The organism is Pseudomonas oryzae (assembly GCF_900104805.1).
GTDB classification, from domain to species: domain Bacteria; phylum Pseudomonadota; class Gammaproteobacteria; order Pseudomonadales; family Pseudomonadaceae; genus Geopseudomonas; species Geopseudomonas oryzae.
In genome coordinates, this window is sequence record NZ_LT629751.1 from 2475683 (window position 1) to 2498725 (window position 23043).

Below are 23043 nucleotides of genomic sequence, written 5' to 3' on the forward strand. Positions count from 1 at the left end.
GGAGGTCAGGCCACCGTTCTGCTGCCGCGAGCGGCCAGTGCCTTGCGCGCGGTATCGACGAAGGGCATGACGATCAGGCTGTAGAGGGTGAGGTAGCGATGCGGGTCGCGCTCGGCGGTGCCGAACTCGAGCGGTTCCGGCTTGCTGGTGGTGGTGTAGAGGGTGCCGAACATCCAGTCCCAGAGCGACAGGTTGGTGCCGAAGTTCTTGTGGAAGTGGTGCGGCGCGGCGCTGTGGTGGATCTGGTGCTGCGCCGGGCTGTTGATGACATGCTCCAGCACCGGACCGAACGACAGCCAGACATGGCTGTGACGCAGGTTGGCGGCCAGACTGTTGAAGATGAACACCAGCCAGGTCACGCCGAACAGGGTGTAGCGGCTGACCTCGCCGCCGCACAGATACCAGAACACGCCGGCATAGGCGCCGAGCAGCACGGTGCTGAGCAGGCTGTCGGCGATCTTCTCGACGAAGTGCACGCGGCTGGCGGTCAGCGGCACCAGCACCGGCGCGGCATGGTGCACCTTGTGGAATTCCCACAGCCAGCGGGAATGGAAGGCGCGGTGAGCCCAGTAGCTGGCGAAGTCGTTGATCAGGAACACCCCCAGGCCGAACAGCAGGCTCAGGCCCAGATTCTGTCCCAGCTGTGGCCGGGCGCCCCACAGGTTGGTGAAGAAGGCGATGTAGTCGGCCGAGTGCAGGATGTACGGGTCGACCAGGCCGATGATGGGCAGCACCAGCAGCACCTTGAGCAGGGCGCGCACGAAGTAGTAGCGGTAATCGAGCAGGGCCGAGGGATGCAGGTACACGCGGCGGCCGCCGATGAACTGCCAGAAGGAGCGCGCGTCGGTCAGCTGCTGGCGTCTCTGCCGACGGTACAGCAGGTAGGCCACACCGTAGGAGATGCCGAGGAAGAACGCACCGATGCGCCCGTTGAGGTCGAACAGCCCCTTGAACTGTTTGATGACTGCCGCCAGCAGCCAGCTCAGCTGCTCGTAGGCGAGCGACAACTCTTCCACGGCGTGCCTCCCCCCTGATGAAAAAGCGCCCGCCATGATAGGCAAGACGATATCGTTTGCAAATGAGAATGTATCCACGCAAAACACCAGGCGCAGCACCCGGGCGATCGGAAGGCCGACGCCGACTTGCCAACGCCCGGAACTTGCCCTATCCAGAAAGGTCTCTGCCGCACCGCCGCTCCGGCGGCAGCCCCGACGGACGGCTCTTCAGGCCTCTCAGCAAGGACTCCTCATGCCCCAACGCCCACTGCCCCTCATCGCACTCGCCTGCAGCCTGCCGCTGGCGGCCTGCGCCGCCACGCCCGAAGCGCTCAAGCCCTTCCCGGCCGCCGCCGAAGGCTATCAGCGTCATGTGATCGACCTGCCGGCCCAGTCGAACGAAGCCGACTACAAGGTCGAGCTGATCGCCGGCAAAACCATGGAGGTGGACTGCAACTCGCGCCGTCTGGGTGGCCAGTGGCAGGAGAAGACCGTGCAGGGCTGGGGCTACGGCTACTACGAGCTGGGGCAGGTCGGCCCGGCGGTCAGTACCCTGATGGCCTGCCCCGAGAACAGCCGCACGCAGGCCTTCGTGCCGGTGGGCGGCGAGCCGATGCTGGTGCGCTACAACAGCCGGTTGCCGCTGGTGATCTACGCCCCTGCCGACCTGGAGGTGCGCTACCGCATCTGGTCGGCAGGGAAAGACAGCAGCCCCGCCCCACAGCGGTGAGCAGCGCGCACGGAGCTGCCCGCTGGCAGGCGCCAGCAGGAATGGGTAGCCGCGTCGGAGCAGACGCAAGGACAAGCGCCACGCGGGTCTGACCGGCCGGAAGAACGGGCCGAGGGGGATGGGGAGCAGAAACGAGGCCGCCCATCGCTCTGGCGGCCATGCGGGAAGTCGGTAGCGGAGCGCTGCGGCGACAGGCTCCATCCGCCGCCAGAGACGGCAGGTCAGCCCTGCTTCAGCACCACCAGCACGAAGCCGCAGACGATGCCGGCCAGGGCGATCAGCCAGCCGATCCGGTAGCCACGGTTCTTGTTCGCCTGGCGAACGGGATCCACGGGTTTCTTCTTTTTCACAAGTCCACCTGCCTTTCGATCGGAACGAAGCGCATGCCCCTCCCGGAGGGGGCTGCGCGCAAGGCGGTCTTTGTAGGGCGCACGGGCCCGCTTGTCCAGCCCGGCAGCCCGCATATCCGCCCGGCTGCTTTATGATGGCGCGCCTCCCTCTGCACAGGACCCTGCCCATGGCCAAATGGCTGGCAAAAACCGAACCTGCCGAATGCGGCATCGACGACTTCGCCAGGGCCCCGCAAACGCCCATCCGCTGGGACGGGGTACGCAACTACCAGGCACGCAACTTCCTCAAGACCATGGCCGCAGGCGACGAGGTGTTCGTCTACCACTCGAGCTGCAAGGACATCGGCATCGCCGGAGTGGTGCGGGTGGCGCGCACGGCCTATACCGACCCGACCCAGTTCGATCCCGAGTCGCCCTACTTCGACGCCAGGAGCACGCCGGACAACCCGCGCTGGCAGGCGGTGGACATGGTGTTCGCGCGCAAGCTGCCGCGGCTGATCTCCCTCGACCGCCTGAAGGCCCTCCCCGGCCTGGAGAACCTGCCGCTGGTGCAACGCGGCAGCCGGCTGTCGGTGATGCCGGTCAGCGAGGAGGAGTGGCGGATCATCCTCGGCGAGCAGCACTGATCGGATGCGCAGCAGGGGCCGCTCCAGCGTTGCCGCTGCCGTCCCGGATTTCGACCTTCGCCCTGCGCGGGCGACGGAGCAACGCCCCCAGCCATGAGCGGCGGCACGCCAGGTCCGCCGCCTCGGCCAGGATGGCGCCTCGGCCCTGCTACATCAGCGCGTCGATCAGCAACGCATTGCTGTAGACCAGGCTGCCGTCGCTGGCACGATGGCCAACCAGGTGGAACTGCCCACGCTGGTCTTCCTTGCGCAGGTAGACCCGCAGGTGGCAATCGGCCAATGGCCCGCACGCGGGCGGTGTGGTCAACTCCAGGGTGTCGAGGTCGACGTCGACCAGCACCTCGGACTCGCCGCTGGCCTGCAGGCGCTCCTCGGCCTGCTCCAGGTGCAGACGGTCTTCGCCGCCGATGTAGAAGTGGATCAACCCCATGGGTACCGATTTCTCGGTGGGCTTGGACTTGCACCAACTCTCGATCTCGAAGCTGCTCATGGCGAATTCTCCCGAGTCGCGTGAAAGGTCTGGGCGATGCTCGCCGCTCAGGATGGTCGCGTGTGCGCCATCCTCCCGGCCGCTCGTCCACCTCCGCAGCGCGAAGCCACTGCGCGGCGCCAGCTCCGCCCGCCCCGGGGGCGGAACCACGCCGGCCAGTCGATCCCCGCATCGCTATTGGGATCGACCGCGCAGGGCCCGCCCAGTTCCCGAAACGGCGGGGCCGGCAGACTGGCGCGGCGCCCGCGGCGGTGCACTGATCGCCCTGGCCCGCCCCGGCAAACCTGCGCCTGCTCCAGTGCGACCGCCGCTGACCGGGTTGACGATCGGCACAGAAGAACGCGGATCGCCCCCGACGAGCGGCAGAGGCCCGCCCGGCAGCCAGGACTGCCGCGTCTGCGGACCGGGTAGCGCGATCCACAGCGGGAGCGTTCCGCAGCATCCCCTCCCCGACCAGCCTCGTTTTGGGGCATGTCGCGCACATTAGGGGCAAGCGCTCGGCGCTCCCCGGGCGCCGCGCCCTCCCCCTCCGGCCCCTCTGGAACGCGGCTCGCAGCTGGCTTGGCGCTTGCATTCGTCCCCTTCGCGCCATGTGGCGCCAGGAGAAGCGAACGATGGGATGGCTCAGGGCAGTGATAGTACCGCTGGCGGCGATGTCCTCGCTGGCGCAGGCGCAGGACGTGCTGAAGGTCTACAACTGGGTCGATTACATCGACCCGGCAGTGGTCGCCGACTTCGAGCGCGCAAGCGGCATCAAGGTCGATTACCGGCAATTCACCACCTCGGGGGAAATGCTGGCAGCTCTGGATCGCGGCGAACGCTTCGACGTCATCGTCCCGACCAGCGACTCGGTGCTCGCCAAGCTGCTGCAGGAGCAGCGCCTGCAGCCGCTGCAGACGGAGCAGCTGACCCATTACGCCAGCCTCAGCCCTGACCTGCCGATCAAGCTCTCGGCGTTCCAGCAGGCCCATCGCTACGTGGTGCCCTACATGTGGGGGACGGTCGGGCTCTTCGTCAACACCGCGCTGGTGGCGCCCTTGTACGGAGGCGAACCGCCGAACAGCTGGAGCCTGCTGTTCGAGCCGGCCATGACGAAACAGCTGTCGGCCTGCGGCGTCAGCCTGCTGAATGCTCAGGAGGAGGTGTTTTCCATCTGGACCTCCTACAAAGGCCACAGCCTCGGCAGCAGCGGCCCGCGCCGGATCGCCGCCGCAGCACCGCAGATCCGCAACCCCGGCGTGCACGTCGGCCCGGCGGAGTTCTCCGCCTACACCGAGCAGATGCGCACCGGCAAGGTCTGCGCCGGCATGGCCTGGAGCGGTCTGGTCAATGCCGCCAACAGCGATGGCAAGCTGCGCTACAGCATTCCCGAGGAAGGCAGCCTGCTCTTCATCGACAGTCTGGCGATCCCGGCGAATGCGCCATCGCCAGCGCTGGCCCAGCGCTTCATCGACTTCATGCTGGCGCCGGAAAATGCCGCGCGCAACGCTCGCGCTATCGGCTTCACACCGAGCCTTGACCTGAACCGCGAGGAGTATCGTCGCCTGCTGCCCAAACTCAGCGTGCCCAGCAAGGATGAGCTGCGTCGCCTGCACTTCCTCGAACCGATCTCGGAAAAGCAGAAAGCGGCGATCGAGGAAGGCTGGCAGCAGTACATCGCCAAGGACTGAAGCCGCTGTCGGGCGGTCGACGGCAGGGGAACGGGGAGACAGCCGGCGGACAACACGCGGGCTCTGGAAGGCGCAAAGCACAAGGGGGAGCCATTGGCTCCCCCTTCAGTCGGTCATGCTTTGTTCTTGTTGTGCTGACGAGCTTGTTGTTGTTTTTGGCAGCCCGTCCGGACCCAGGGTCCGGTGGTAGTCCCAAGGCGGGACCTCAAGAGCAAGCATATTCTTTTGGACGCTGACGTTGCCGCCACCCTTGCGGGTCTTACCGGTGCTGGCCGCTGCCTCGGGGCAGTTTTATCGTTCTCGGTCCGGTCGCGGGGAGAACCCCTTGGGGCAACTCCTCTCCAAAAGAATCGGTTTGCTGCGCCTCCATCCTGTTGTTCTTGTTGTTATGGAGTCGTTACGTCTTGTTTTTGTTGTGTGGGTTCAGCGTTATTGTTTTTGTTGTGCCGCAGATAAAGCAGGCAGCGTGCCAACTTTAAAAAATCCTTTAAAAACAATGATTTAGCAAAAACTCCAGCAGATCGCCTGGCGCCAGAAACGACCAATCCGTTACCCACGAACCCAGCAGGCGTTACGCCGGAGCGGCGTGGTAACACCTCCCGCTGGCGCTCCGTGCCTCCCCCTCCTCGGCTGCCGGGCCTGCAAGGCGCGGCAGGCAGCGGACCGCAGCGCCCAGGCAAGTCCGGCGCGCTGAATTCACGGCGCACCGAACAGCGCGGTCCAGTAGATACCGGCATCGCTCTTCGGATCGATCGCGTAGGCCGCGCCCAGCTCGCGGAACCGCGGGTTCATCAGGTTGGCGCAGTGTCCCGGGCTGGCCAGCCAGCCCTCGACCACCTTGCCGGCGCTTTCCATCCCGGCGGCGATGTTCTCGCCGATCAACCCGCCGCTGTAGCCGGCCAGCTCGGCCCGGTCGCTGGGAATGCGGCCGTCGCGGTCCTTGTGGGCGAAGAAGTTGCCGTTGGCCATGGTCCGGCTATGGGTCTCCGCCGCCGCCCCCAACGTGGCACTCCAGGCCAGCGGCGCTGCCGCGGCGTAGGGCTGGCCGCCACACTGGCGCGACTGGGCGCGGGCGGCGTTGATCCGTTCGAGCAGCTTCTGCCCTTCCACCTGCCAGTCGCCCAGGTGCGCGTCCAGCAGCGGCCGCGCCAGCACGATGCGCCAGTCGCGCCCGGACTGGCTGACACCGATGTCGACGAACTGCGGGTCCAGCAACACCTGGCAGAAGCTCTCCTGCAGCATCTTCATGGCCGTCTGCGCGTCACGCGGTCCGGACAGGCTGATGGCCTGGGCATTGACCATCGGATAGGCGGCGCGGGTCAGCGCCTCCTGCAAATCGCCGACCATGCCGGCAGGCTGCTTCAGACGCGGATCGGCCGCCAGCGGCGGCATCTCCTCGGACGCCTGGCCGGCGCAGTGCTGCGCCTGGCTGCGGTAGGCGTTGATCGCCCCCAGCAGCTGCCCCTCTTCGCTCGCCCCCGCGATAGCGGCGAACCCCAGTCCCAGCGACAGCGCGGCGAGCCGCGCGACGGATGAAGCGATATGCATGAAAGTCTCCCCGGAGTCGATTGCCCCCATGATGCGCGATTGGCGGCTTCAGATCATGTCCGCATTCGCGTCCCGGATCGCTGACGGCACCTGGGAAAGCCCACGCCCCGACTATCACACAAGCGCCGCAAAGCCGTCCCGCCCCGCTACAATGCACGGTTCGTTTGTAGCGCTCGCGAGCCCGCCCCATGTCTCTACCCAAGCACCACCTGGAACTGCTCAGCCCCGCGCGGGATGTCACCATCGCCAAGGAAGCCATCCTGCATGGCGCCGACGCCGTGTACATCGGCGGCCCCAGCTTCGGTGCCCGGCACAATGCCGAGAACAGCGTCGCGGATATCGCCGAGCTGGTGAAGTTCGCCCAGCTGTTCCATGCGCGGGTGTTCGTCACCCTCAACACCATCCTGCACGACGACGAGCTGGAAGCGGCACGCACGCTGATCCACGAGCTGTACGACGCCGGCGTCGATGCGCTGATCGTGCAGGACATGGGCATCATGGAGCTGGACATTCCGCCCATCGAGATCCACGCCAGCACCCAGACCGACATCCGCACCCTGGAGAAGGCCAAGTTCCTTTCCGACGTCGGCTTCTCCCAGCTGGTGCTGGCCCGCGAGCTGAACTTGCAGGAAATCCGCCAGATCAGCGACAGCGTGGATGCCGCAGTGGAGTTCTTCATCCACGGCGCGCTGTGCGTGGCCTTCTCCGGGCAGTGCTATATCTCTCACGCGCAGACCGGGCGCAGCGCCAACCGCGGCGACTGCTCGCAGGCCTGCCGTCTGCCCTACACCCTCAAGGACGAGAGTGGCGCGGTGGTGGCCTTCGAGAAGCACCTGCTGTCGATGAAGGACAACAACCAGAGCGCCAACCTGCGCGCACTGATCGACGCCGGCGTGCGCTCGTTCAAGATCGAGGGGCGCTACAAGGATGTCAGCTACGTCAAGAACATCACCGCCTACTACCGCCAGCGTCTCGACGAGATCCTCGAGGAGCGCGGCGATCTGCAGCGCGCCTCCAGCGGTCGCACCGAGCACTTCTTCGTGCCCGACCCGGAGCGCACCTTCCACCGCGGCAGCACCGACTACTTCGTCAACGACCGCCTGGTCGACATCGGCGCCTTCGACTCGCCGAAGTTCACCGGCCTGCCGGTCGGCGAGGTGCTCAAGGTCGGCAAGCGCGACCTGGTCGCCAACACCACCGACCCGCTCGCCAACGGCGACGGCCTCAACGTGCTGGTCAAGCGCGAGGTGGTCGGCTTCCGCGCCAGCGTGGTCGAGCTGCTCAAGCAGTTCGAGGAGGACGGCCAACCGCGCTGGCAGTACCGCGTCGAGCCCAACGAGATGCCGGAAGAACTCAAGCGCCTGCGTCCGAACCATCCGCTCAACCGCAACCTCGACCACAACTGGCAGCAGGCGCTGCTGAAGACCTCCGCCGAGCGGCGCGTCGGCGTCGACTGGCAGGCCGAACTGAGCGCCGAGCGCATCACCCTGACCGCCACCAGCGAGGAAGGCGTCAGCGCCTCGGCGACCCTCGCCGGCACCTTCGGCGCGGCCAACAAGCCGGAGCAGGCCCGCGAGCAGCTGCACGACCTGCTGTGCCAGCTGGGCACCACCATCTACCACGCCGATACCGTGGCGATCGATGCGCCGCAGATGCCGTTCGTGCCCAACTCGCAGCTCAAGGCCCTGCGCCGCGAGGTGATCGAGGCGCTCACGGCTGCGCGCCTGGCGATGCATCCGCGCGGCAGCCGCAAGCCGGTCAGCGTGCCACCGCCGGTGTACCCTGAGTCGCACCTGAGCTTCCTCGCCAACGTCTACAACGAGAAGGCACGCGCCTTCTACCACCGCTTCGGCGTGCAGCTGATCGACGCGGCGTACGAAGCCCACGAGGAGACCGGCGAAGTGCCGGTGATGATCACCAAGCACTGCCTGCGCTTCTCCTTCAACCTATGCCCGAAGCAGGCCAAGGGCTACACCGGCGTGCGCAACAAGGTCGCGCCGATGCAACTGGTGCACGGCGACGAGGTGCTGACCCTGAAGTTCGACTGCAAGCCGTGCGAGATGCACGTGATCGGCAAGATCAAGGGCCACATCCTCAACCTGCCGCAGCCGGGCAGCCAGGCAAGCATCGTCGCCGAGATCAGCCCGGAAGACCTGATGAAGACCATCAAGAGGCAGCCGCTGCACTGATGCAGCCCCCGACTGAGCCAGTAACGCAGAATACGAGGGGCCGCATGATGCGGCCCCTCGTCTTTCAGGCTGTGGCTAATCAGGCAATGTCAGTGGTCGAAAACTCCCCGGCGGTATTCACCCCGGTCAGCACGATCAGGGTGTCGCCGGTGTCGAATGTGCCGCTGCCGTTCTCGTCGATCGCCAGCCAGCCGTTTTCCGAACCGGCGGCATTCCAGGCCATGTAGGCATCCTTGCCGCTCACATTGCCGAACTCCGCATTGACGGCCGCGACGAAGGCATCGAAGCCAGCCAGCCCCGAACCGTCGGCAATGGTGACGTTGTTCGCCGCCAGCGAGGTGGTGATCACATCGTCCGCCGAACTGAAGTCGGCGATGGTGTCCGCCGTTGCCAGGGTGATACCGGTGTCGCCGGATGAGAACACGAAGGTGTCGTTGTCGTTGCCGCCATAGAGCAGGTCGACACCGGCACCGCCATGGATCTCGTCATTGCCGCCCTGGCCGAACACGGTGTCGTTGCCCGAGCCGGCATAGATGATGTCGATGTTCTGCCGGCCATAGATCACGTCATCGCCCGTGCCGAAGTCGAAGCCACTGCCGGGCAGGTTTTCCGATGCTGCATTGGTGCCCGTGACGATGCTGAAGGTTTCGCTGTAGACCGCCAGCGTATCTCCAGCCCCCTGGGCTACCTTGACGGTCACCTCGTAGATGCTCCCACCAGCCAGCCCGCCTGCCGCTGTGGTGCTGAGCAGGCCCGCGGAGCTGACCGAAAACAGCGCAGAAGCATCGGTAGCTATCGTCGCAGAGCCCAGCGTCCCCACCTTGGCGCTGTCGAGGCTGAAGGTGTAGGCCCCACCGTTGTCGGGATCGGCACCGGCGGGCACGCTGAGCGTGCCGATAGCGGTGCTGGCGCCCGGTGTGCCGTTGCCATTGGCGAACGACGACACGGCCAGCAAGGCGATGTCCCGCGCCGCATCGTTGTCACCGGTGATGTTGATGGTGACGGTCTGGCTGGCCGAAGTTACCCCATCGGCCGTGGCGGTCACCTGGTAAACCAGGCTCGGATCGCTGCCCCACTGCAATGCCTCGATGGCTCCGTCGTTGGCGACGAACTTGTAGGCCCCGCTGCCGCTGTTCAGGTACAGGGTGCCGTAGGCACTGCTGGTGTTCTGCAGGTCGTAACCGGACTCCAGCGAAGCGCTGCTGCCGGCCAAGGCGAAGGTGAAACTGGTGTCGCCGTCGCGGCTGGTCACGCTCAGGGTGCCGGTCTTGTCGTCGAAGTTGTCGTCAGCGGCCGTGTCGGTGTAGTACTCGACTACTGGCGTCACGTCCGGCGCATCCTGAGCACCGGTCAGGTTGATCGTCAGCGTGACGGTATCGGTCGCATTCGAGCCGTCGGTCACTGACAGCGTGAAGCCTTCGCTGGCGTTCGCCTCGAGCGCCTCGATAGCCGCATCGAGGGGGGCGTACTCATAGGCGCCGGCGCTGCTCAGGTACAGCGTGCCGTATGTACCGACCAGCCGTTGCTGATAGGTATTCGCGCCGACGTTAAAGTTGCCGACTTCCACACCCGTGGCCTCGATCGCGTAGGTCACCGTATCGCCGGCATCGCGGTCTACCGTCGACAGACTGCCGGTCACGCTGGCGAATGTGTCGTCGCCAGCGGTATCGGTATAGGGCTGGACCGTCAGCGTGGCCGAGAGTTCGGGCGTATCGTTGACGCCATTCAGGCTGATGGTGAGGGTCCGGGGGGTGCTGTCGGCCGTGCCGTCGGTGGCGTTGACCACGAAGTCCACCGTCTGGGTGGTCTTAAGCGCTTCCACCGCCGTGTCGTCGGCGACGAACTTGTAGGCACCGCTCGCGGTGTTCAGGTAGAAGGTGCCGTAGTCCGTGCTCTTCTGCACGTCGAAGTCTGTATCGCCCGTGGCAGTGGAGCCCGCCAGCTCGAAGGTCACAGTATCGCCGTCGAGGTCGCTGCCGGTCAGCGTGCCGGTCACGTCGTCATAGTCGTCATCGCCGGCCGTGTCGTTCACCGTGCCGCCGCTCACCGCATTCAAGGTCGGCGTATCGTTGACACCATTCAGCGCAATGCTGATGGTCTGCGGCTCGCTATCGGCCACACCGTCGGTGGCGTTGACCACGAAGTCCACCGTCTGGGTGGTCTTAAACGCTTCCACCGCCGTGTCGTCGGCGACGAACTTGTAGGCACCGCTCATGGTGTTCAGGTAGAAGGTGCCGTAGTCCGTGCTCTTCTGCACGTCGAAGTCTGTATCCCCCGTGGCAGTGGAGCCCGCCAGTTCGAAGGTCACAGTATCGCCGTCGGGATCGCTGCCGGTCAGCGTACCGGTCACGTCGGGATAGTCGTCATCGCCGGCCGTGTCGTTCACCGTGCCAGCGCTCACAACCCCCAGAGTCGGCGCCCGGTTGACGCTTTCAGCCAGCACTTCCGAGCCGCACGTATCCACGAACTTGCCCTCGCCCGAACTGGTGCTCGTGGCGCGGACACCGATGATGAGGTCGGTCGGATCATCATTATTCAGCAGGCTTTTGATTGCCTCAGGCAGATCGAGCGTCGCCAGAGTGAAGGTCATCGACTCTCCGGCCGTGAGGAAGCTTTCCTTGCTCTCCCCCGCAGAACCAAGCCCCGTACTGGACACCTTGTAGTAGTCGTCCCAGGTTATGCCGGTGCCATTCAGATTGAGGCTGCTGTCGGACTTGCTCAGCGTGACCGTTCCCTCGACATTCTTGTCGCCATCGGAAAACCACAACGCATTGAGGTCCATGTAGCCCGACTGGCAGGTCACGGTGAAGGTCTGGTTGACGCTGTCGTAGACGACCTTGAACTGCAAACCCGATTCGACCGAACCGAAATCCCACTGATATTCGCTCATGATCACTCCCTCAAATCAAAGCCGGAACACCTCGAAAAACGTTTCCCTTGCTCGCAGCAAATCAATCCCTGGGGCGGGCGCTTTCGGACTCTGGGGACGAGCCTTTCAGGCAGGCCCTCGGCGTGAACAGCCTCATGGCCGAGGGAGCCGGATCAATCCGGGACCGGGACGTCAAAAAAACATCAAAACCAAGAATACCGGTGCACATTCAAGCCTCCACTCCCTGCAACCATTGCGATCCCTACCTTCCTGATACTCCAACCACGCTCAGATCCGACCGCGAACAGCGGCGAGCCGCCGCGTTACAAGCCATCGAAATACGCTTCATGTATCCGACAACTACCCACGCACCATCGATTTTCATCGCATTTACACTTGAGGCCGGATTTGTACATCCGATGAAACAATAGCCCAGCGCCATCACCCATCCAGCGCATCGCCGAATATTTGACAGCCAGCATGATCAAACCTGACGAACGGTATGAGCGAACATCCTCGATATGACTGGCGGGATTAACGCAAGACAGGAAACTGCTGTTTGGGTGAATTGCACGACAAGCCAGGGACAGCAGATGCGGCGCGATGGAGGCTACCGGTCGAGAACCCGGACAGACTGATGACAAACGACGCCTCTGCGCTGCCGCACTAGACTGGAAGTGTTGCCAGCCGAGGCGCCTGAGATGCTTCGGTCGCAGATCCACTGTCCCGGAGGCCGCCGCCATGAGCAAGAGTCACGAAACCCACAAGGAAGCGAAGAAGAAGCCGCAGAAGAACGCCCAGGAAAAACGCCAGGCCAAGCGCATCAAGAAGTCCGGCAGCACCCTGCTGGGCAGCCACGCCGCGCCCTGATGGTCGACGGGCCCGGCACCACGCGCCGGGTCGTCGCCCACTTCTCAGGGCAATCGCGCTTGGTCGTAGGGTGCGCCATGCGCACCAGCCGGAGTGCGTCAGGGCATGTATACGCGCCCCTGCACCACGCTGCGCACGACCGCTCGTTGCGCCGTTTGCCTTCGCGCACCCTGCCTGCGGAGCTTTTTGGCGGGCACATGGCGCGATTGCCCTGCACCACTTATCCCGCCGCTTGCGTGATCGCCGCATTCCGGTAGGCTGGGGCGCTCGATCACAGGAGGAATCCCCCATGGCCCGAGCCACTGCCCGTCACATCCTGGTTTCCAGCGAAGCCAAGTGCCTTGAACTGAAAGCCGCCATCGAAGCCGGTGCCGACTTCGCCCAGGTCGCCCGCGACAACTCCACCTGCCCATCCGGCCGCGACGGCGGCAACCTCGGCTCGTTCGGTCGCGGCCAGATGGTCAAGGAGTTCGACACCGTGGTGTTCAGCGCGCCGCTCAACGTGGTGCAGGGTCCGGTGAAGACCCAGTTCGGCTACCACCTGCTGGAAGTCACCAGCCGCCAGGACTGATCCGGCGCACGGTCGACACCAACGCAAAGGGGCTGCCATATGGCAGCCCCTTTGCGTTCTGGGCGTCTTTCTGCACCGACCCTCAGCCCTGCAGCTGACGGGCGATGCGCTCGGCGGTGGCGCTCAGGCGCGCCTCCACCTGGCGCAGCCGCTCCTCCTGCTCGAGCAGCGGCACGCACAGGTTCAGTGCCGCCAGCACCAGCAGCTCGTGACTACCGGCCAGGGGGAAGCGCTGCTGGTTCTCGTCGACGCGCTTTTGCAACAGGGCGATGGCCTGCTCCAGCACCATCTCCTCGCCAGGCGAGGCCTTGATGGAGAAGTCGCGGCCCAGGATCTTCAGCGCGCGAACGACGTGCTCGGTCATGCGGCGCTGCTGCTGACGCCGGCGCGCTGTACCAGCGCCTGCAGGCGGGCCAGGGTGGCGCTCTGCTGCTCTTCCTGCTCGAGAGCAGTCATCTGCAGGTTCTCGTTCTCTTCCCGGGCCTGGCGCAGCTGCTCCTCGAGCTGCCTGCAGTTGTCGCTCAGCACCTGGTTCTGTTTCAGCAGGTCGGCCACGAGGCTTTCAAGTTGCGCGAGGGTTGCTTCAAGCATGGGTAATCATCCGGCGTTCGTGAAAAGCCGGTGAGGATAAATAAACGTGACCGCCGCCACAACCGCGCCAGTCCGCGGATTGGCAGGTGCCGGCCGGCCGACGAGTCGCTAAAATCGACCTCTTCCCGTTCCCGGCCCGGCCCGGGACTCAACAGTCGCAGCGAGAGGACCGATATGGGCGCCCAGTGGAAAGCCAAACCGAAAGAAGCCGCCGCCAACGCCAAGGGCAAGATCTTCGGCAAGCTGGTGAAGGAAATCATGATTGCCGCACGTAATGGCGCCGATCCGGACATGAACCCCAAGCTGCGCCTCGCCGTGCACCAGGCCAAGAAGGCGTCGATGCCCAAGGACACCCTCGAGCGCGCGATCAAGAAGGGCGCGGGTCTCTCCGGCGAGGTGGTCAACTACGAGCGCACCATCTATGAAGGCTTCGCTCCGCATCGCGTGCCGGTGATCGTCGAGTGCCTGACCGACAACGTCAACCGCACCGTGGCGGAAGTCCGCGTGCTGTTCCGCAAGGGTCAGCTGGGCACCTCCGGTTCGGTGAGCTGGGACTTCGACTACCTGGGCATGATCGAGGCGACCCCGGAAGGCGACGCCGACCCGGAACTGGCCGCCATCGAGGCCGGCGCCCAGGACTTCGAGCCGGCCGAGGAAGGTGCCACCCTGTTCTACACCGAGCCGACCGATCTCGATGCGGTGTGCAAGGCGCTGCCGGAATTCGGCTTCACCGTGCAGTCGGCCAACCTCGGCTACAAGGCGAAGAATCCGGTGAGCCTGTCCGGCGCCGAACTGGAGGAGGTCGAGGCCTTCCTCGAGGCGCTCGACAACCACGACGACGTGCAGAACGTCTACGTCGGCCTGGCCGGCTGAGTTCCGCCCCGCCCTGCCGAGGCCGCGTCGACGCCCGCCGTCGCCGCGGCCTCGTCGTTTCCGGCAGCCCTATTCCTGGCCGAGAATGTCGTCCGCCCAGCTCAGCGCCGCGGCCACCGCGGGAAAGCCGAGGGTGCTGGTCAGCGCCAGCAGCGCATGGTGGATCTCCGCGGGACTGGCACCCGCCTGCCGCGCCCGCCGTACATGACTGTGCACCGCCCCTTCGGCGCGCATCGCCGCGGCGGCGCCGAGCTGGATGAGGTGGAGCGTGCGCTCGTCCAGCGGCCCGGCATGGCGCGCCGCGCTGCCGAGCGCATCCACGGCGGCGAAGTAGTCCGGGTAGCGTTGTTGGATGCGCGCGTAGGTGTCCTGTGCGGGCTTGCGGGGCATGACGGACTCCTCAGCTGGCCGACCGCGACCCTTACAGTGTCGCCCCGAAGCAGCACTCCCGCCAGAATGCCGAGCGACTCGCACTGGCACGATCCCTGCTGGCCACCTGTCGACGCCGCACCGCAAGTTCGCGCGTGCCGGCCCAGGCAGCGGCGCCCAGCGCGCCCCTCCACTCTCGCCCAGCCCGCAGGAGCAGACCAGCATGACCCAGAGCGTAGACATGGCCATTTTCGACATGGCCGACGAATTCATCGCCGTAGCCAACCGCCTGCTCGAAGAAGAGCGCAAGGATCTCGGCAAGATCAGCGCGGCGATCCGCTATGCCGCCGCCCGCTTCAGTGCCCACGAGGTAGCCTGTCGCTCGGCCGACCTGGCGGCCGACAAGGACAAGGCGCGCATCTGGTACACCGAGCAGTTCGAGAAGATGGTGACGGAAAACCTCGACCAGCACCTCGAGATGTCGCAAAGCTGACAAGGCGCGGCCGGGCCGGGCTCAGTAGCGGCCCATCTCGATGGTCCGCTCGCCGAGCAGACGCGACTGCTCGCCGGCGGCGCTGGCCTTGTACACCGCCTTCACCGTGGCGTAGTAGCTATGCCCGCGACCGCCAGAGCAGGGCGGCAGATAGGCGCCGCCATCGCCTCGCAGCCAGCCCTGATGCTTCCGCTCGACGAACATGCCGGCCGGCAGGTCGAGACTTTCACCGGCAACCGAGGGGACGGTCACGCTCGACTGCCCCGGCGTCAGCCAGAGGCCGAGCTTGCCGTGGCCGCCGTGATCCATCAGGAAATAGCTGCGGTCGCTGAACTCGACGAGCAGTGCATTGGCGCCTGCCGGGATGCCGCTGACGCGCAGCAGCGGCGTCGATCCGTTGCCGCCGGCCCAGCGGCAACGCTGTGCGGCGGGGACCGTGCGGCCATCCCACTGCGGATCGGCGAAGGCCACCTGCAGGGTGGCGGGACGCTCTACCGGCGCATAGCCGGACGAGGCGCAACCGCCGAGCAGTGCCAGGAGGGCCAGCACCGACAGCATCGATTTGTTCATGGGCATTCCTCACGCGTTCGCCCCGCTGCGGCCGCCATGCCGCTGCGCCACGGGGCACACCGGGCAGCGGACGGCACGTTTTACCACTTTTGCAGATGTTCCTGCAGCGGCTGGCGAGATGGGCGCGCAAGGTGCGCGGTAGCGCGGGAGGGGATTGCCGGGTTTCCCGCGCAGGGCGCGGGAAACCTCAGGCCGGCTGGATCAGACGAAGTCCTCGTCGTCACCGCCGCCGAAGAAGTCGCCGAACAGGCCGCCGTCGGCCTCCTCCTCGACCGGAGCCTGCTCGGCCACCTGGGGCTGCTCCGCCTGCTCGGGCGCCTGGGCGGCGACCTCCTGCGCGGCCTCGTCGCCCTGGAACATGTCCATCAGCAGGTTGCCCAGCACCATGCCGCCGGCCACGCCGGCCGCGGTCTGCAGGGCGCCGGAGAGGAAGCCGCCGCCCTGCGCCGGCATGCCGCGCTGGCCGAAGCCGGCCTGCTGCCCGAAGCCCGGCTGCTGGCCGAAGCCGTTGCGGTTGCCGAATGCCGGCTCCTGCCAGCCCGAGCGCGCCGGCTGCTGGGCGACCGGGACGCTGGCCGGCTGCTGCGGCTGGCTGCGACCGCCGCCGAACAGCCCGGCGAGGAAGCCGCCGCTGCTCTGCTGCGGTGCGCTCTGGGCGCGCCTGAGGGTGTCGATCTGCGCTTCCAGCTCCTTGACGCGCGCGTCCAGCTGCTGGATGGCGTTTTCCTGCACGATGATCGCCTGGGCCATGTAGTACGGGGCTGCCGGCTGGCGGGCGACGTGCTCGTTGATCAGCGCCTCGGCCTGAGCCTCGCGCGGAGCGGATTGCCCCTCCACGTCGCGCAGGCGGGAAAACAGGCCATCGATCAGGTTCTTCTCTTCAGCGTGCATGCTTGTCTCTTCTGTGGTTGCCGCAAGATGAAGCGCATCTTCGGAACCCGCCCGGGCGATGTCAAAACCGAGCTTTTGCAAAACTTTGCGCGGCCGTGCCGCGTGGCAGAGCGCTTCTCTGCAGGCGGCCTGCGACATCGCGCCCGCCCGCCTTTGGTCAGCCGTCGACCAAGAACCTTCCAAAACCTTATATAATTCAGGCTCTTTAGTATTTTTCGAACATGAGGTTTCGCCATGAGCACCCTGCCGCCCTGTCCCAAATGCGGTTCCGAATACACCTACGAGGACGGCGCGCTGCTGGTCTGCCCGGAGTGCGCCCACGAGTGGTCGGCCGACGCCGCCGCCGAAGCGCCGGCGGAAGGCGAGAAGGTGATCCGCGACTCGGTGGGCAACGTCCTCGCCGACGGCGACACCGTCAGCGTGATCAAGGACCTCAAGGTCAAGGGCTCCTCGCTGGTGGTCAAGGTCGGCACCAAGGTCAAGGGCATCCGTCTGTGCGACGGCGACCACGACATCGACTGCAAGATCGACGGCATCGGTGCGATGAAGCTGAAGTCCGAGTTCGTCAAGAAAGTCTGATCCCCCCCGGGGCTGACATCGGCGTGACACCGGAATGGGTTTTGCTTTGCCGTTCGGCAATCGGCTACAGACCCGGGGTCACGCCATGCTCTTTCGCTCGCGCACTGCCCGCCCTATCAACCTCGCCCTGCAGGGTGGCGGGGCGCACGGCGCCTTCACCTGGGGCGTGCTGGATGCCCTGCTGGAGGATGGCCGCCTCGACTTCGAGGGGGTCAGCGGCACCAGCGCCGGGGCGATGAATGCCGTGGTGCTGGCCCACGGCCTGCTGCAGAACGGCCGCGACGGCGCCCGAGAGGCGCTGGCGAGCTTCTGGCAGGCGGTGGCCGGCAGTGCGCCGCTGATCAGCGCCGGTGCCGATCCCGCGAGCGGCAGCCTGCCGCCCGGCGCGCAGATGATGCTGTACTGGATGCAGCAGCTGTCGCCGCAGCAGTTCAATCCGCTGGACATCAACCCACTGCGCGAGATCGTCAGCACGCAGATCGACTTCGAGCGTCTGCGCGCGGCTTGCCCGCTCGAGCTGTTCATCGCCGCCACCCACGCCAACAGCGGTCGCCTGCGTCTGTTCCGTAATCATGAGCTGAGTGCCGACAGCGTGCTCGCCTCGGCCTGCCTGCCGACCCTGCACCATGCCGTGGAGATCGCCGGCGAGCCCTACTGGGACGGCGCCTACGCGGCCAACCCGGCGGTGTTCCCGCTGCTCTACCAGTGCACCTGCCGCGACATCCTGCTGGTCCTGCTCAGCACCGCCAGCCACGGCGCCTCGCCAAGCCGGCCGCAGGATATCCGCCGCCGCTCGCTGGAGCTGGCGTTCAAGTCCACCTTCCTGCGCGAGATGCACGGTCTGGTCCACGCCCGCCGCTACGCCGGCAACTCGCTGCTGCCGCTGGGCCGCCTGGAGCGTCGCCTGCGCCAGGCCAGGTTCCACCTGATCGACGCCGGCGAACTGCTGAGCGGACTCGCCGCGGAATCCCGCCTGACCACCTGCCTGCCGTTCCTGCAAATGCTCCGCGGCCAGGGCCGCGCCCATGCCCGCGCCTGGCTGGCCGAACACTATCCCGCCGTGGGCCGCGGCTCGTCGGTGGATATCCAGCAGCTGTTCTGAGACCAGGTGACGGCGAGAACGGCCCCGCCGCAGACCGGGCGGGGCGCTGGGGGTCAGACTTCCAGGGCGTCGCCGACTTCGGCCAGCTTGCGGCGCGACAGGGCGAGGTTGGCCCGGGACTTGTCCAGCACGTAGTAGGCGAACAGGTCCTGTGCCCTGGCCAGCGGGCGGATCAGGTGGTACTGCTTGCCCAGGGTGATGAGGATGTCGTCGATGGTGTCGTCGAGACCGAGCATCTGCATGGTCTTGAGCTTGCTGCGCATCACCTCGGTGTTGCCACCGGCGGCCAGTTCCAGATCGATGCCGCCGCCGGCCGCACCGAGCAGCATGCCGCTGCCGTAGTCGACCACCGCGGCGGCCAGCGCGCCGTCGACGCTCATCAGTTGATCCAGGCTTTCTTTGATAGCTGTCATTGCTTCACTCACAGGTTGCCGGCCGGGCGCTCGCCCAGCTCGTTCAGGGATTCGCTCAGCCGCCGCGCGGCATGCTTGACCGCCCACTGGGCATAGCCGTAGTTGGCCTCCTCGCCGGTCACCACCAGCAGCACCATCGGCGTGATGGGGTTGGCGATCTGACGGCACAGCACCAGCCCCTCGGCCGCCTCGATCACCGTGCCTTCCAGGCCGGCCAGCACCAGCTCCTGGACGATGCGCTGGCTCAGCGCGCCGAGCGCTGCGCCCATGGCGGTGATGCGCCGGCTGTCCTTGGCCTCGAGGTTGAGGCTGGCGAGCGGGAAGCCGTCGCTGGAGGCGACGATGGCCACCCGTACCCCACGGGTGGTGGTGGCCAGCTCGACCAGCTGCTGCTGGCACAGCTGCTTGAGCTGCGACGGCTGGGATGCGGACGGATTGGCGGGGATGCTCGTGTTCATGACCAGGCATTGACCTCGGCGTTGGCAATCAGGGTTTCGATCAGCAGCAGCACGTCGTCCTTGCGCCGCACATCGGCGGCGAACAGCGGCAGGGCCAGGCCGCGCGCGGCCAGGGCCTCGCGATAGGGACGCAAGGCCGCTGCGGGCGCGGCGCCGGCGCGGCCGACCGCCACCACCAGGGCGCCGCGCCCGCCCAGCTGCGGAAAGGCGTCCAGATAGTCGAGCAGATCGCGGCAGGCCTGCGGACGCTGGTGATCGAGCAGCAGCACGGCGCCCAGCGCGCCCTCGGCGAGGATCGACCACATGAAGTCGAAGCGGTCCTGGCCAGGGATGCCGTACAGGACGACCATATCGTCGTCGAGCTGGATCTCGCCGTAGTCCATGGCCACCGTGGTGGTCGGCTTGTCGCACTGCGCGGTGTCGGTGTTCAGCACGTCGGTGGCGACGGGCGCGACGTCGCTGACCGCGGCGATGGCGGTGGTCTTGCCCGCGCCCATCGGGCCGATGAAGAGGATCTTGGCCGGCATTAGCGTTTCCTTGCGAAGGTGATTCCCAGACGCTCGCGCAGGCGCTGCAGGAGGTTGCCGGTGGCGGCCGGCGGAGCCTGCGGCACGGGCGGCGCCTCGGCCTGATGTACGCTCAGGCCGAGCCGGCACAGCTCGCAGGCGAACAGGAAGCCCCTGACCGTGCCCTCGTCCACTGCCGCCAGCTCGCAACCGCTGGCGATGCTCGCCGGTTGGCGGGCGTACAGCGCGGCCAGGCGCAGCAGCGGCGGCGACACCTGCCACTCGCCGAAGTGCGGCCAGGCGGCGATGCGGAACAGCAGGCGCCGAGCGTCCCAGTCGCGCTCGCGGCAGGCCCCGCTGCGCAGCGCCAGGGCCCAGATCACGCCACTCAGCGAGGTGTCGAACGACAGCGACGCCGTCGGCGCACCGGGCTTCAGCGCCGCCTCGACCGCGATGGGCGCGCCGTGCAGCAGGTCGAGCAGATGATCGAGGTCGTTCACCGTGGCCGCCAGGCGGTCCTCGTCCGGCAGCAGGTGGATGCACTGGCCGGCCAGCTCGAGCCAACCCTCCTGACGCAGCACCGCCAGCTGTTCCGCCACGCCGATGGCGCTGCGGCGGCCCACGCCCAGACGCTGCTCCGCCTCGAGCAGCAGCTCGAGCAGGGCGAACATGCGCAGCGGCCAGTCGAGGCCGAGGTCTCCCGCGCGCCGCGCACCGTTGCCGGCATGCGCCAGCAGCCCCTGCCCCACGGCGGCGCGTGCCGCATCGCGCACGATGATCAGATCCGCTTCGTACGCTTCGCCCACATACAGCCAGGGCGCCGCGGTACGCCCGACCAGCACCTTCAGCTGACGAGCCAGAAGGCCCTGCTCGTGATGGTTGAAGCCTATCGATGCGAGTCGCATGGCGACGAATGCCCCGGTGTTTCCTGCTGTGGTGCGGGGATATTATGTTTTTCTATAAAATTATACAAACACAAAAAACAAATACAGGTATTGCACAGGTTTTGCGTACAGCCGAGCCACCGGACGCATTCCCCCGCGATTCGGGCCGACAGCCCGGTATACTGTGCCCCTTGCAACCAGGCATCACGCCGCAACGCCACACACCACTGCCGGATCTGCCATGACCTCGATCCCCAACACCCCCGAGACCGACCGCACCGAATCGCAGGAGCCGCAACAGGCCACCACCACCAGCGAAGCCGCTACGGGCAGCACCTTCACCTTCAATCCGTTCGCGCCGGCGACCTACGCGCCGAAGCAAGGCGACGGACAGCCCTGGCACCAGCGCAACAACAAGAGCAACCACGACAAACGCCCGCACACCCCGCCGCGCGGCACGCGCCGCTCGATGGGCAAGCGCTGAGGCACATTTTCGGAAGCTCCACGCGCCGCCCTCTCCGATAGTTCGGGGGACTCCTCACCCCGAGCTGCCGCGTGCTCGTGTGGGACGCGACAGACCGCCCCGTGCGGGCTTTTTCAGGCCCGGAGAGTTTCAATCCGCGCGCCCGCGTGGGGCGCGACGCGCGCAGGTGGCCATCGTCGGCGTAGTAGATCGGCCTCGCTAATACATCGCGACCAGAAGCCGCTGAGGTTGTGCCTGAGCGGCTCGGGCTTGCCGATACCGCTGAACGGGTTGCGCTGGGCGTAACGGATCAACAGGCTGATGCGCTTGGGGCCAGCCTTGTCGTTCTGCTGGAACACTGGTAATCGTCCCACGCCTCTGGCGTGAAGAGGACGTTCAGGCCCGATCACTCCTCGTCGATCAGTTGCTGCGCCCGGACCTTGCCGGCACGCAGGTTGTTGATCGACTTGATCAGGCGCTCGGCGTTGGCGGGCGAGCGCAGCAGATAGGCGGTCTCCTCGAGCGCGTTGCAGTCGGCCAGGGACATCATCACCACTGGCCCGCCCTTCTGCCGGGTGACCAGGATGGGAGTGCGGTCGCTGTTCACGCGGTCCATGGTTTCCGCCGGATGCTGGCGGGCAGCGGTGTAGTTGATGGTCTGCATGACTGTCGCCTCACGAGAAGGAAGAGGTACAGAAATACGTACACACCAAGCAACCTACTCGGCTGCGTGCTGCACGACTACACGACAACCGGTTACAAACACCCCCCCACCACCCGCGCCAGCCGCTGCACCCGCGGGTCCATCAGCACGTACGGCCCCAGGGTGTTGGTGACGAAGCCGAAGGCCAGTTCCCGTTCGGGATCGGCGAAGCCGATCGAGCCACCGGCGCCGGGGTGACCGAAGGCGTGGCGGCCGAGACCGTAGGTGGCGTTGGCCACGTTCGGCTGCTCCAGCATCAGGCCGAGGCCCAGTCGGGTCTCGGTCAGCAGCGTGCGGTCGTCGCCCTGGCTGTGCTCGCGGGTCATCTCGGCGAGCAGGGCGCTGTCGAGCAGGCTGCCATCCAGCAATCCGGCATAGAAGCCGGCCAGGCTGCGCGCGTTGCCGTGACCGTTGGCCGCCGGCTGCGCCATGCGCCGCCACTCGGGCTTGTTGGTACTGGTCATGATCGACGGCGGGTTGGTGAAGGCGCGAGTGGTCATCGCCTGCGGCTCGCGCAGCATGGCGTTGAGCACGCGCTGGGCGGCGGCGTCGCCGAGGTTGCCCTTGCCGCGGGCGATGTGGGCGACGCGGTGGAACTCGCTGTCGGCCAGGCCGATGTGGAAGTCCAGGCCCAGCGGCTTGGCGGTGCGCTCGACGATCACCTCGCCGGGATTGCGCCCGCAGGCGCGGCGGATCAGTTCGCCGATCAGCCAGCCGTAGGTGATCGGTGCGTAGCCGTGGCCGTCGCCCGGCGTCCACCACGGCTCCTCGGCGGCCAGCGCGGCGGTCATGGTGTCCCAGTCGTACAACGCTTCCGGCGGCAGCGGTCGGCGGATCGCCGGCAAGCCGGCGCGGTGGCTGAGCAGTTGGCGCAGGGTGATGTGCTGCTTGCCGGCGGCGGCGAACTCGGGCCACAGGCGGGCGACCGGCGCATCCAGCTCCAGCTTGCCCTCGCCGACCAGTTGCAGGGCGGCGGCAGCGGTGAAGGCCTTGGTGCAGGAGTACAGGTTGAGGATGGTGTCGCTGTGCCAGGGCTCCTGGCCGTCCTTGTCGGCCATGCCGGCCCACAGGTCGAGCACGGCCTCGCCGCCGACCTGCACGCACAGCGCGGCGCCGCGCTCCTGCGGGTCGTTGAACAGCTCGGCGAAGGCGTCCTTCACCGCCTCGAACTGCAGGTCGAAATAGCCGTGGATGTGCATGAGGGGCTCCTGTCCGGATTGACGGCCGCGAGTGGGCGAGG

26 protein-coding genes and 1 pseudogene are annotated in these 23043 nt (G+C 66.5%); 11 read left to right on the plus strand and 16 right to left on the minus strand.

Features of this window, described 5'->3' with window-relative positions:
- Positions 1–5: 5 nt before the first annotated feature.
- On the minus strand, positions 6–1016 hold the full coding sequence (locus BLT78_RS11035) for a sterol desaturase family protein (protein ID WP_172830783.1): 1011 nt from the start codon (positions 1014–1016) through the stop codon (positions 6–8).
- A 232-nt stretch (positions 1017–1248) separates the two neighbouring features.
- Between BLT78_RS11035 and eco the strand changes: the two genes are divergently transcribed.
- Positions 1249–1725, plus strand: coding sequence for a serine protease inhibitor ecotin (eco, locus tag BLT78_RS11040; protein WP_090349023.1), 477 nt, complete (start codon positions 1249–1251; stop codon positions 1723–1725).
- A 517-nt stretch (positions 1726–2242) separates the two neighbouring features.
- The gene (locus BLT78_RS11045; protein ID WP_090349024.1) at positions 2243–2701 is read left to right on the plus strand and encodes an EVE domain-containing protein; all 459 of its coding nucleotides are present in this window, start codon (positions 2243–2245) and stop codon (positions 2699–2701) included.
- A gap of 148 nt (positions 2702–2849) precedes the next feature.
- Here the strand turns inward: BLT78_RS11045 and BLT78_RS11050 are convergent, their stop codons facing one another.
- Entirely contained in the window at positions 2850–3191 is a 342-nt protein-coding gene (locus BLT78_RS11050) for a hypothetical protein (RefSeq protein WP_090349025.1), read from the minus strand.
- 614 nt (positions 3192–3805) lie between these two features.
- Here BLT78_RS11050 and BLT78_RS11055 point away from each other — a divergent pair.
- Positions 3806–4861: an extracellular solute-binding protein gene (locus BLT78_RS11055; protein ID WP_157719536.1), complete on the plus strand. Its 1056-nt coding sequence runs from the start codon at positions 3806–3808 to the stop codon at positions 4859–4861.
- 696 nt (positions 4862–5557) lie between these two features.
- Here the strand turns inward: BLT78_RS11055 and BLT78_RS11060 are convergent.
- On the minus strand, positions 5558–6409 hold the full coding sequence (locus BLT78_RS11060) for a CAP domain-containing protein (protein WP_090349027.1): 852 nt from the start codon (positions 6407–6409) through the stop codon (positions 5558–5560).
- Positions 6410–6597: 188 nt separating this feature from the next.
- On the opposite strand from BLT78_RS11060, the gene BLT78_RS11065 reads away from it, so the two are divergent.
- Positions 6598–8598, plus strand: a complete 2001-nt coding sequence (locus BLT78_RS11065) for a peptidase U32 family protein (protein WP_090349028.1) — start codon at positions 6598–6600, stop codon at positions 8596–8598.
- Positions 8599–8677: 79 nt separating this feature from the next.
- Here BLT78_RS11065 and BLT78_RS11070 read toward each other — a convergent pair whose 3' ends face one another.
- Entirely contained in the window at positions 8678–11488 is a 2811-nt protein-coding gene (locus BLT78_RS11070) for a beta strand repeat-containing protein (RefSeq protein ID WP_090349029.1), read from the minus strand.
- 720 nt (positions 11489–12208) lie between these two features.
- On the opposite strand from BLT78_RS11070, the gene BLT78_RS21815 reads away from it, so the two are divergent.
- Both BLT78_RS21815 and BLT78_RS11075 read left to right on the plus strand, forming a co-directional pair.
- Positions 12209–12337: a hypothetical protein gene (locus BLT78_RS21815; RefSeq protein WP_269458053.1), complete on the plus strand. Its 129-nt coding sequence runs from the start codon at positions 12209–12211 to the stop codon at positions 12335–12337.
- Between the two features lie 289 nt (positions 12338–12626).
- The gene (locus BLT78_RS11075) at positions 12627–12908 is read left to right on the plus strand and encodes a peptidylprolyl isomerase (RefSeq protein ID WP_090349030.1); all 282 of its coding nucleotides are present in this window, start codon (positions 12627–12629) and stop codon (positions 12906–12908) included.
- An 82-nt stretch (positions 12909–12990) separates the two neighbouring features.
- On the opposite strand, the gene BLT78_RS11080 is transcribed toward BLT78_RS11075, so the two are convergent.
- Entirely contained in the window at positions 12991–13272 is a 282-nt protein-coding gene (locus tag BLT78_RS11080; RefSeq protein ID WP_090349031.1) for a cell division protein ZapA, read from the minus strand.
- Positions 13269–13499 (minus strand): hypothetical protein, encoded by a 231-nt coding sequence (locus tag BLT78_RS11085; protein ID WP_090349032.1) that lies wholly within the window; start codon positions 13497–13499, stop codon positions 13269–13271. The genes BLT78_RS11080 and BLT78_RS11085 overlap by 4 nt, the downstream gene beginning before the upstream one ends.
- Before the next feature lie 174 nt (positions 13500–13673).
- On the opposite strand from BLT78_RS11085, the gene BLT78_RS11090 reads away from it, so the two are divergent.
- On the plus strand, positions 13674–14372 hold the full coding sequence (locus BLT78_RS11090; RefSeq protein WP_090349033.1) for a YebC/PmpR family DNA-binding transcriptional regulator: 699 nt from the start codon (positions 13674–13676) through the stop codon (positions 14370–14372).
- A gap of 69 nt (positions 14373–14441) precedes the next feature.
- Here BLT78_RS11090 and BLT78_RS11095 read toward each other — a convergent pair whose 3' ends face one another.
- Positions 14442–14762, minus strand: coding sequence for a carboxymuconolactone decarboxylase family protein (locus BLT78_RS11095; protein WP_090349034.1), 321 nt, complete (start codon positions 14760–14762; stop codon positions 14442–14444).
- A 202-nt stretch (positions 14763–14964) separates the two neighbouring features.
- On the opposite strand from BLT78_RS11095, the gene BLT78_RS11100 reads away from it, so the two are divergent.
- Positions 14965–15234, plus strand: coding sequence for a DUF3144 domain-containing protein (locus BLT78_RS11100; protein ID WP_231975617.1), 270 nt, complete (start codon positions 14965–14967; stop codon positions 15232–15234).
- 21 nt (positions 15235–15255) lie between these two features.
- On the opposite strand, the gene BLT78_RS11105 is transcribed toward BLT78_RS11100, so the two are convergent.
- Both BLT78_RS11105 and BLT78_RS11110 read right to left on the minus strand, forming a co-directional pair.
- Entirely contained in the window at positions 15256–15804 is a 549-nt protein-coding gene (locus tag BLT78_RS11105; RefSeq protein WP_090349035.1) for a hypothetical protein, read from the minus strand.
- A gap of 201 nt (positions 15805–16005) precedes the next feature.
- Positions 16006–16695: a DUF2076 domain-containing protein gene (locus tag BLT78_RS11110; protein ID WP_090349036.1), complete on the minus strand. Its 690-nt coding sequence runs from the start codon at positions 16693–16695 to the stop codon at positions 16006–16008.
- Positions 16696–16929: 234 nt separating this feature from the next.
- On the opposite strand from BLT78_RS11110, the gene BLT78_RS11115 reads away from it, so the two are divergent.
- Both BLT78_RS11115 and BLT78_RS11120 read left to right on the plus strand, forming a co-directional pair.
- Positions 16930–17274, plus strand: coding sequence for a zinc ribbon domain-containing protein YjdM (locus BLT78_RS11115; RefSeq protein ID WP_090349037.1), 345 nt, complete (start codon positions 16930–16932; stop codon positions 17272–17274).
- 85 nt (positions 17275–17359) lie between these two features.
- Positions 17360–18376, plus strand: a complete 1017-nt coding sequence (locus tag BLT78_RS11120) for a patatin-like phospholipase family protein (protein ID WP_090349038.1) — start codon at positions 17360–17362, stop codon at positions 18374–18376.
- A gap of 53 nt (positions 18377–18429) precedes the next feature.
- On the opposite strand, the gene BLT78_RS11125 is transcribed toward BLT78_RS11120, so the two are convergent.
- Genes BLT78_RS11125 through BLT78_RS11140 form a run of 4 tightly spaced genes read right to left on the minus strand, consistent with a single transcriptional unit; the run spans position 18430 to position 20658 of the window.
- Positions 18430–18789: a hypothetical protein gene (locus BLT78_RS11125; protein ID WP_090349039.1), complete on the minus strand. Its 360-nt coding sequence runs from the start codon at positions 18787–18789 to the stop codon at positions 18430–18432.
- An 8-nt stretch (positions 18790–18797) separates the two neighbouring features.
- Complete coding sequence (locus tag BLT78_RS11130) at positions 18798–19247, minus strand: roadblock/LC7 domain-containing protein (RefSeq protein WP_090349040.1); 450 nt, start codon at positions 19245–19247, stop codon at positions 18798–18800.
- Positions 19244–19774, minus strand: a complete 531-nt coding sequence (locus BLT78_RS11135; RefSeq protein WP_090349041.1) for a GTP-binding protein — start codon at positions 19772–19774, stop codon at positions 19244–19246. Before BLT78_RS11135 ends, BLT78_RS11130 begins: the two co-directional genes overlap by 4 nt.
- Positions 19774–20658, minus strand: coding sequence for a hypothetical protein (locus tag BLT78_RS11140; protein WP_090349042.1), 885 nt, complete (start codon positions 20656–20658; stop codon positions 19774–19776). The genes BLT78_RS11135 and BLT78_RS11140 overlap by 1 nt, the downstream gene beginning before the upstream one ends.
- Positions 20659–20878: 220 nt before the next feature.
- On the opposite strand from BLT78_RS11140, the gene BLT78_RS11145 reads away from it, so the two are divergent.
- Entirely contained in the window at positions 20879–21121 is a 243-nt protein-coding gene (locus BLT78_RS11145; protein WP_090349043.1) for a hypothetical protein, read from the plus strand.
- Positions 21122–21234: 113 nt separating this feature from the next.
- Here the strand turns inward: BLT78_RS11145 and BLT78_RS11150 are convergent.
- The 3 genes and pseudogenes from BLT78_RS11150 to BLT78_RS11160 form a co-directional block, all read right to left on the minus strand.
- Positions 21235–21500 (minus strand): annotated as a pseudogene (locus tag BLT78_RS11150) (Txe/YoeB family addiction module toxin).
- Positions 21501–21506: 6 nt separating this feature from the next.
- On the minus strand, positions 21507–21764 hold the full coding sequence (locus BLT78_RS11155; protein ID WP_090349044.1) for a type II toxin-antitoxin system Phd/YefM family antitoxin: 258 nt from the start codon (positions 21762–21764) through the stop codon (positions 21507–21509).
- Between the two features lie 92 nt (positions 21765–21856).
- A complete protein-coding gene (locus tag BLT78_RS11160) occupies positions 21857–23002 on the minus strand; it encodes a serine hydrolase domain-containing protein (RefSeq protein ID WP_090349045.1) in 1146 nt (381 codons plus the stop codon).
- Positions 23003–23043: the final 41 nt, after the last annotated feature.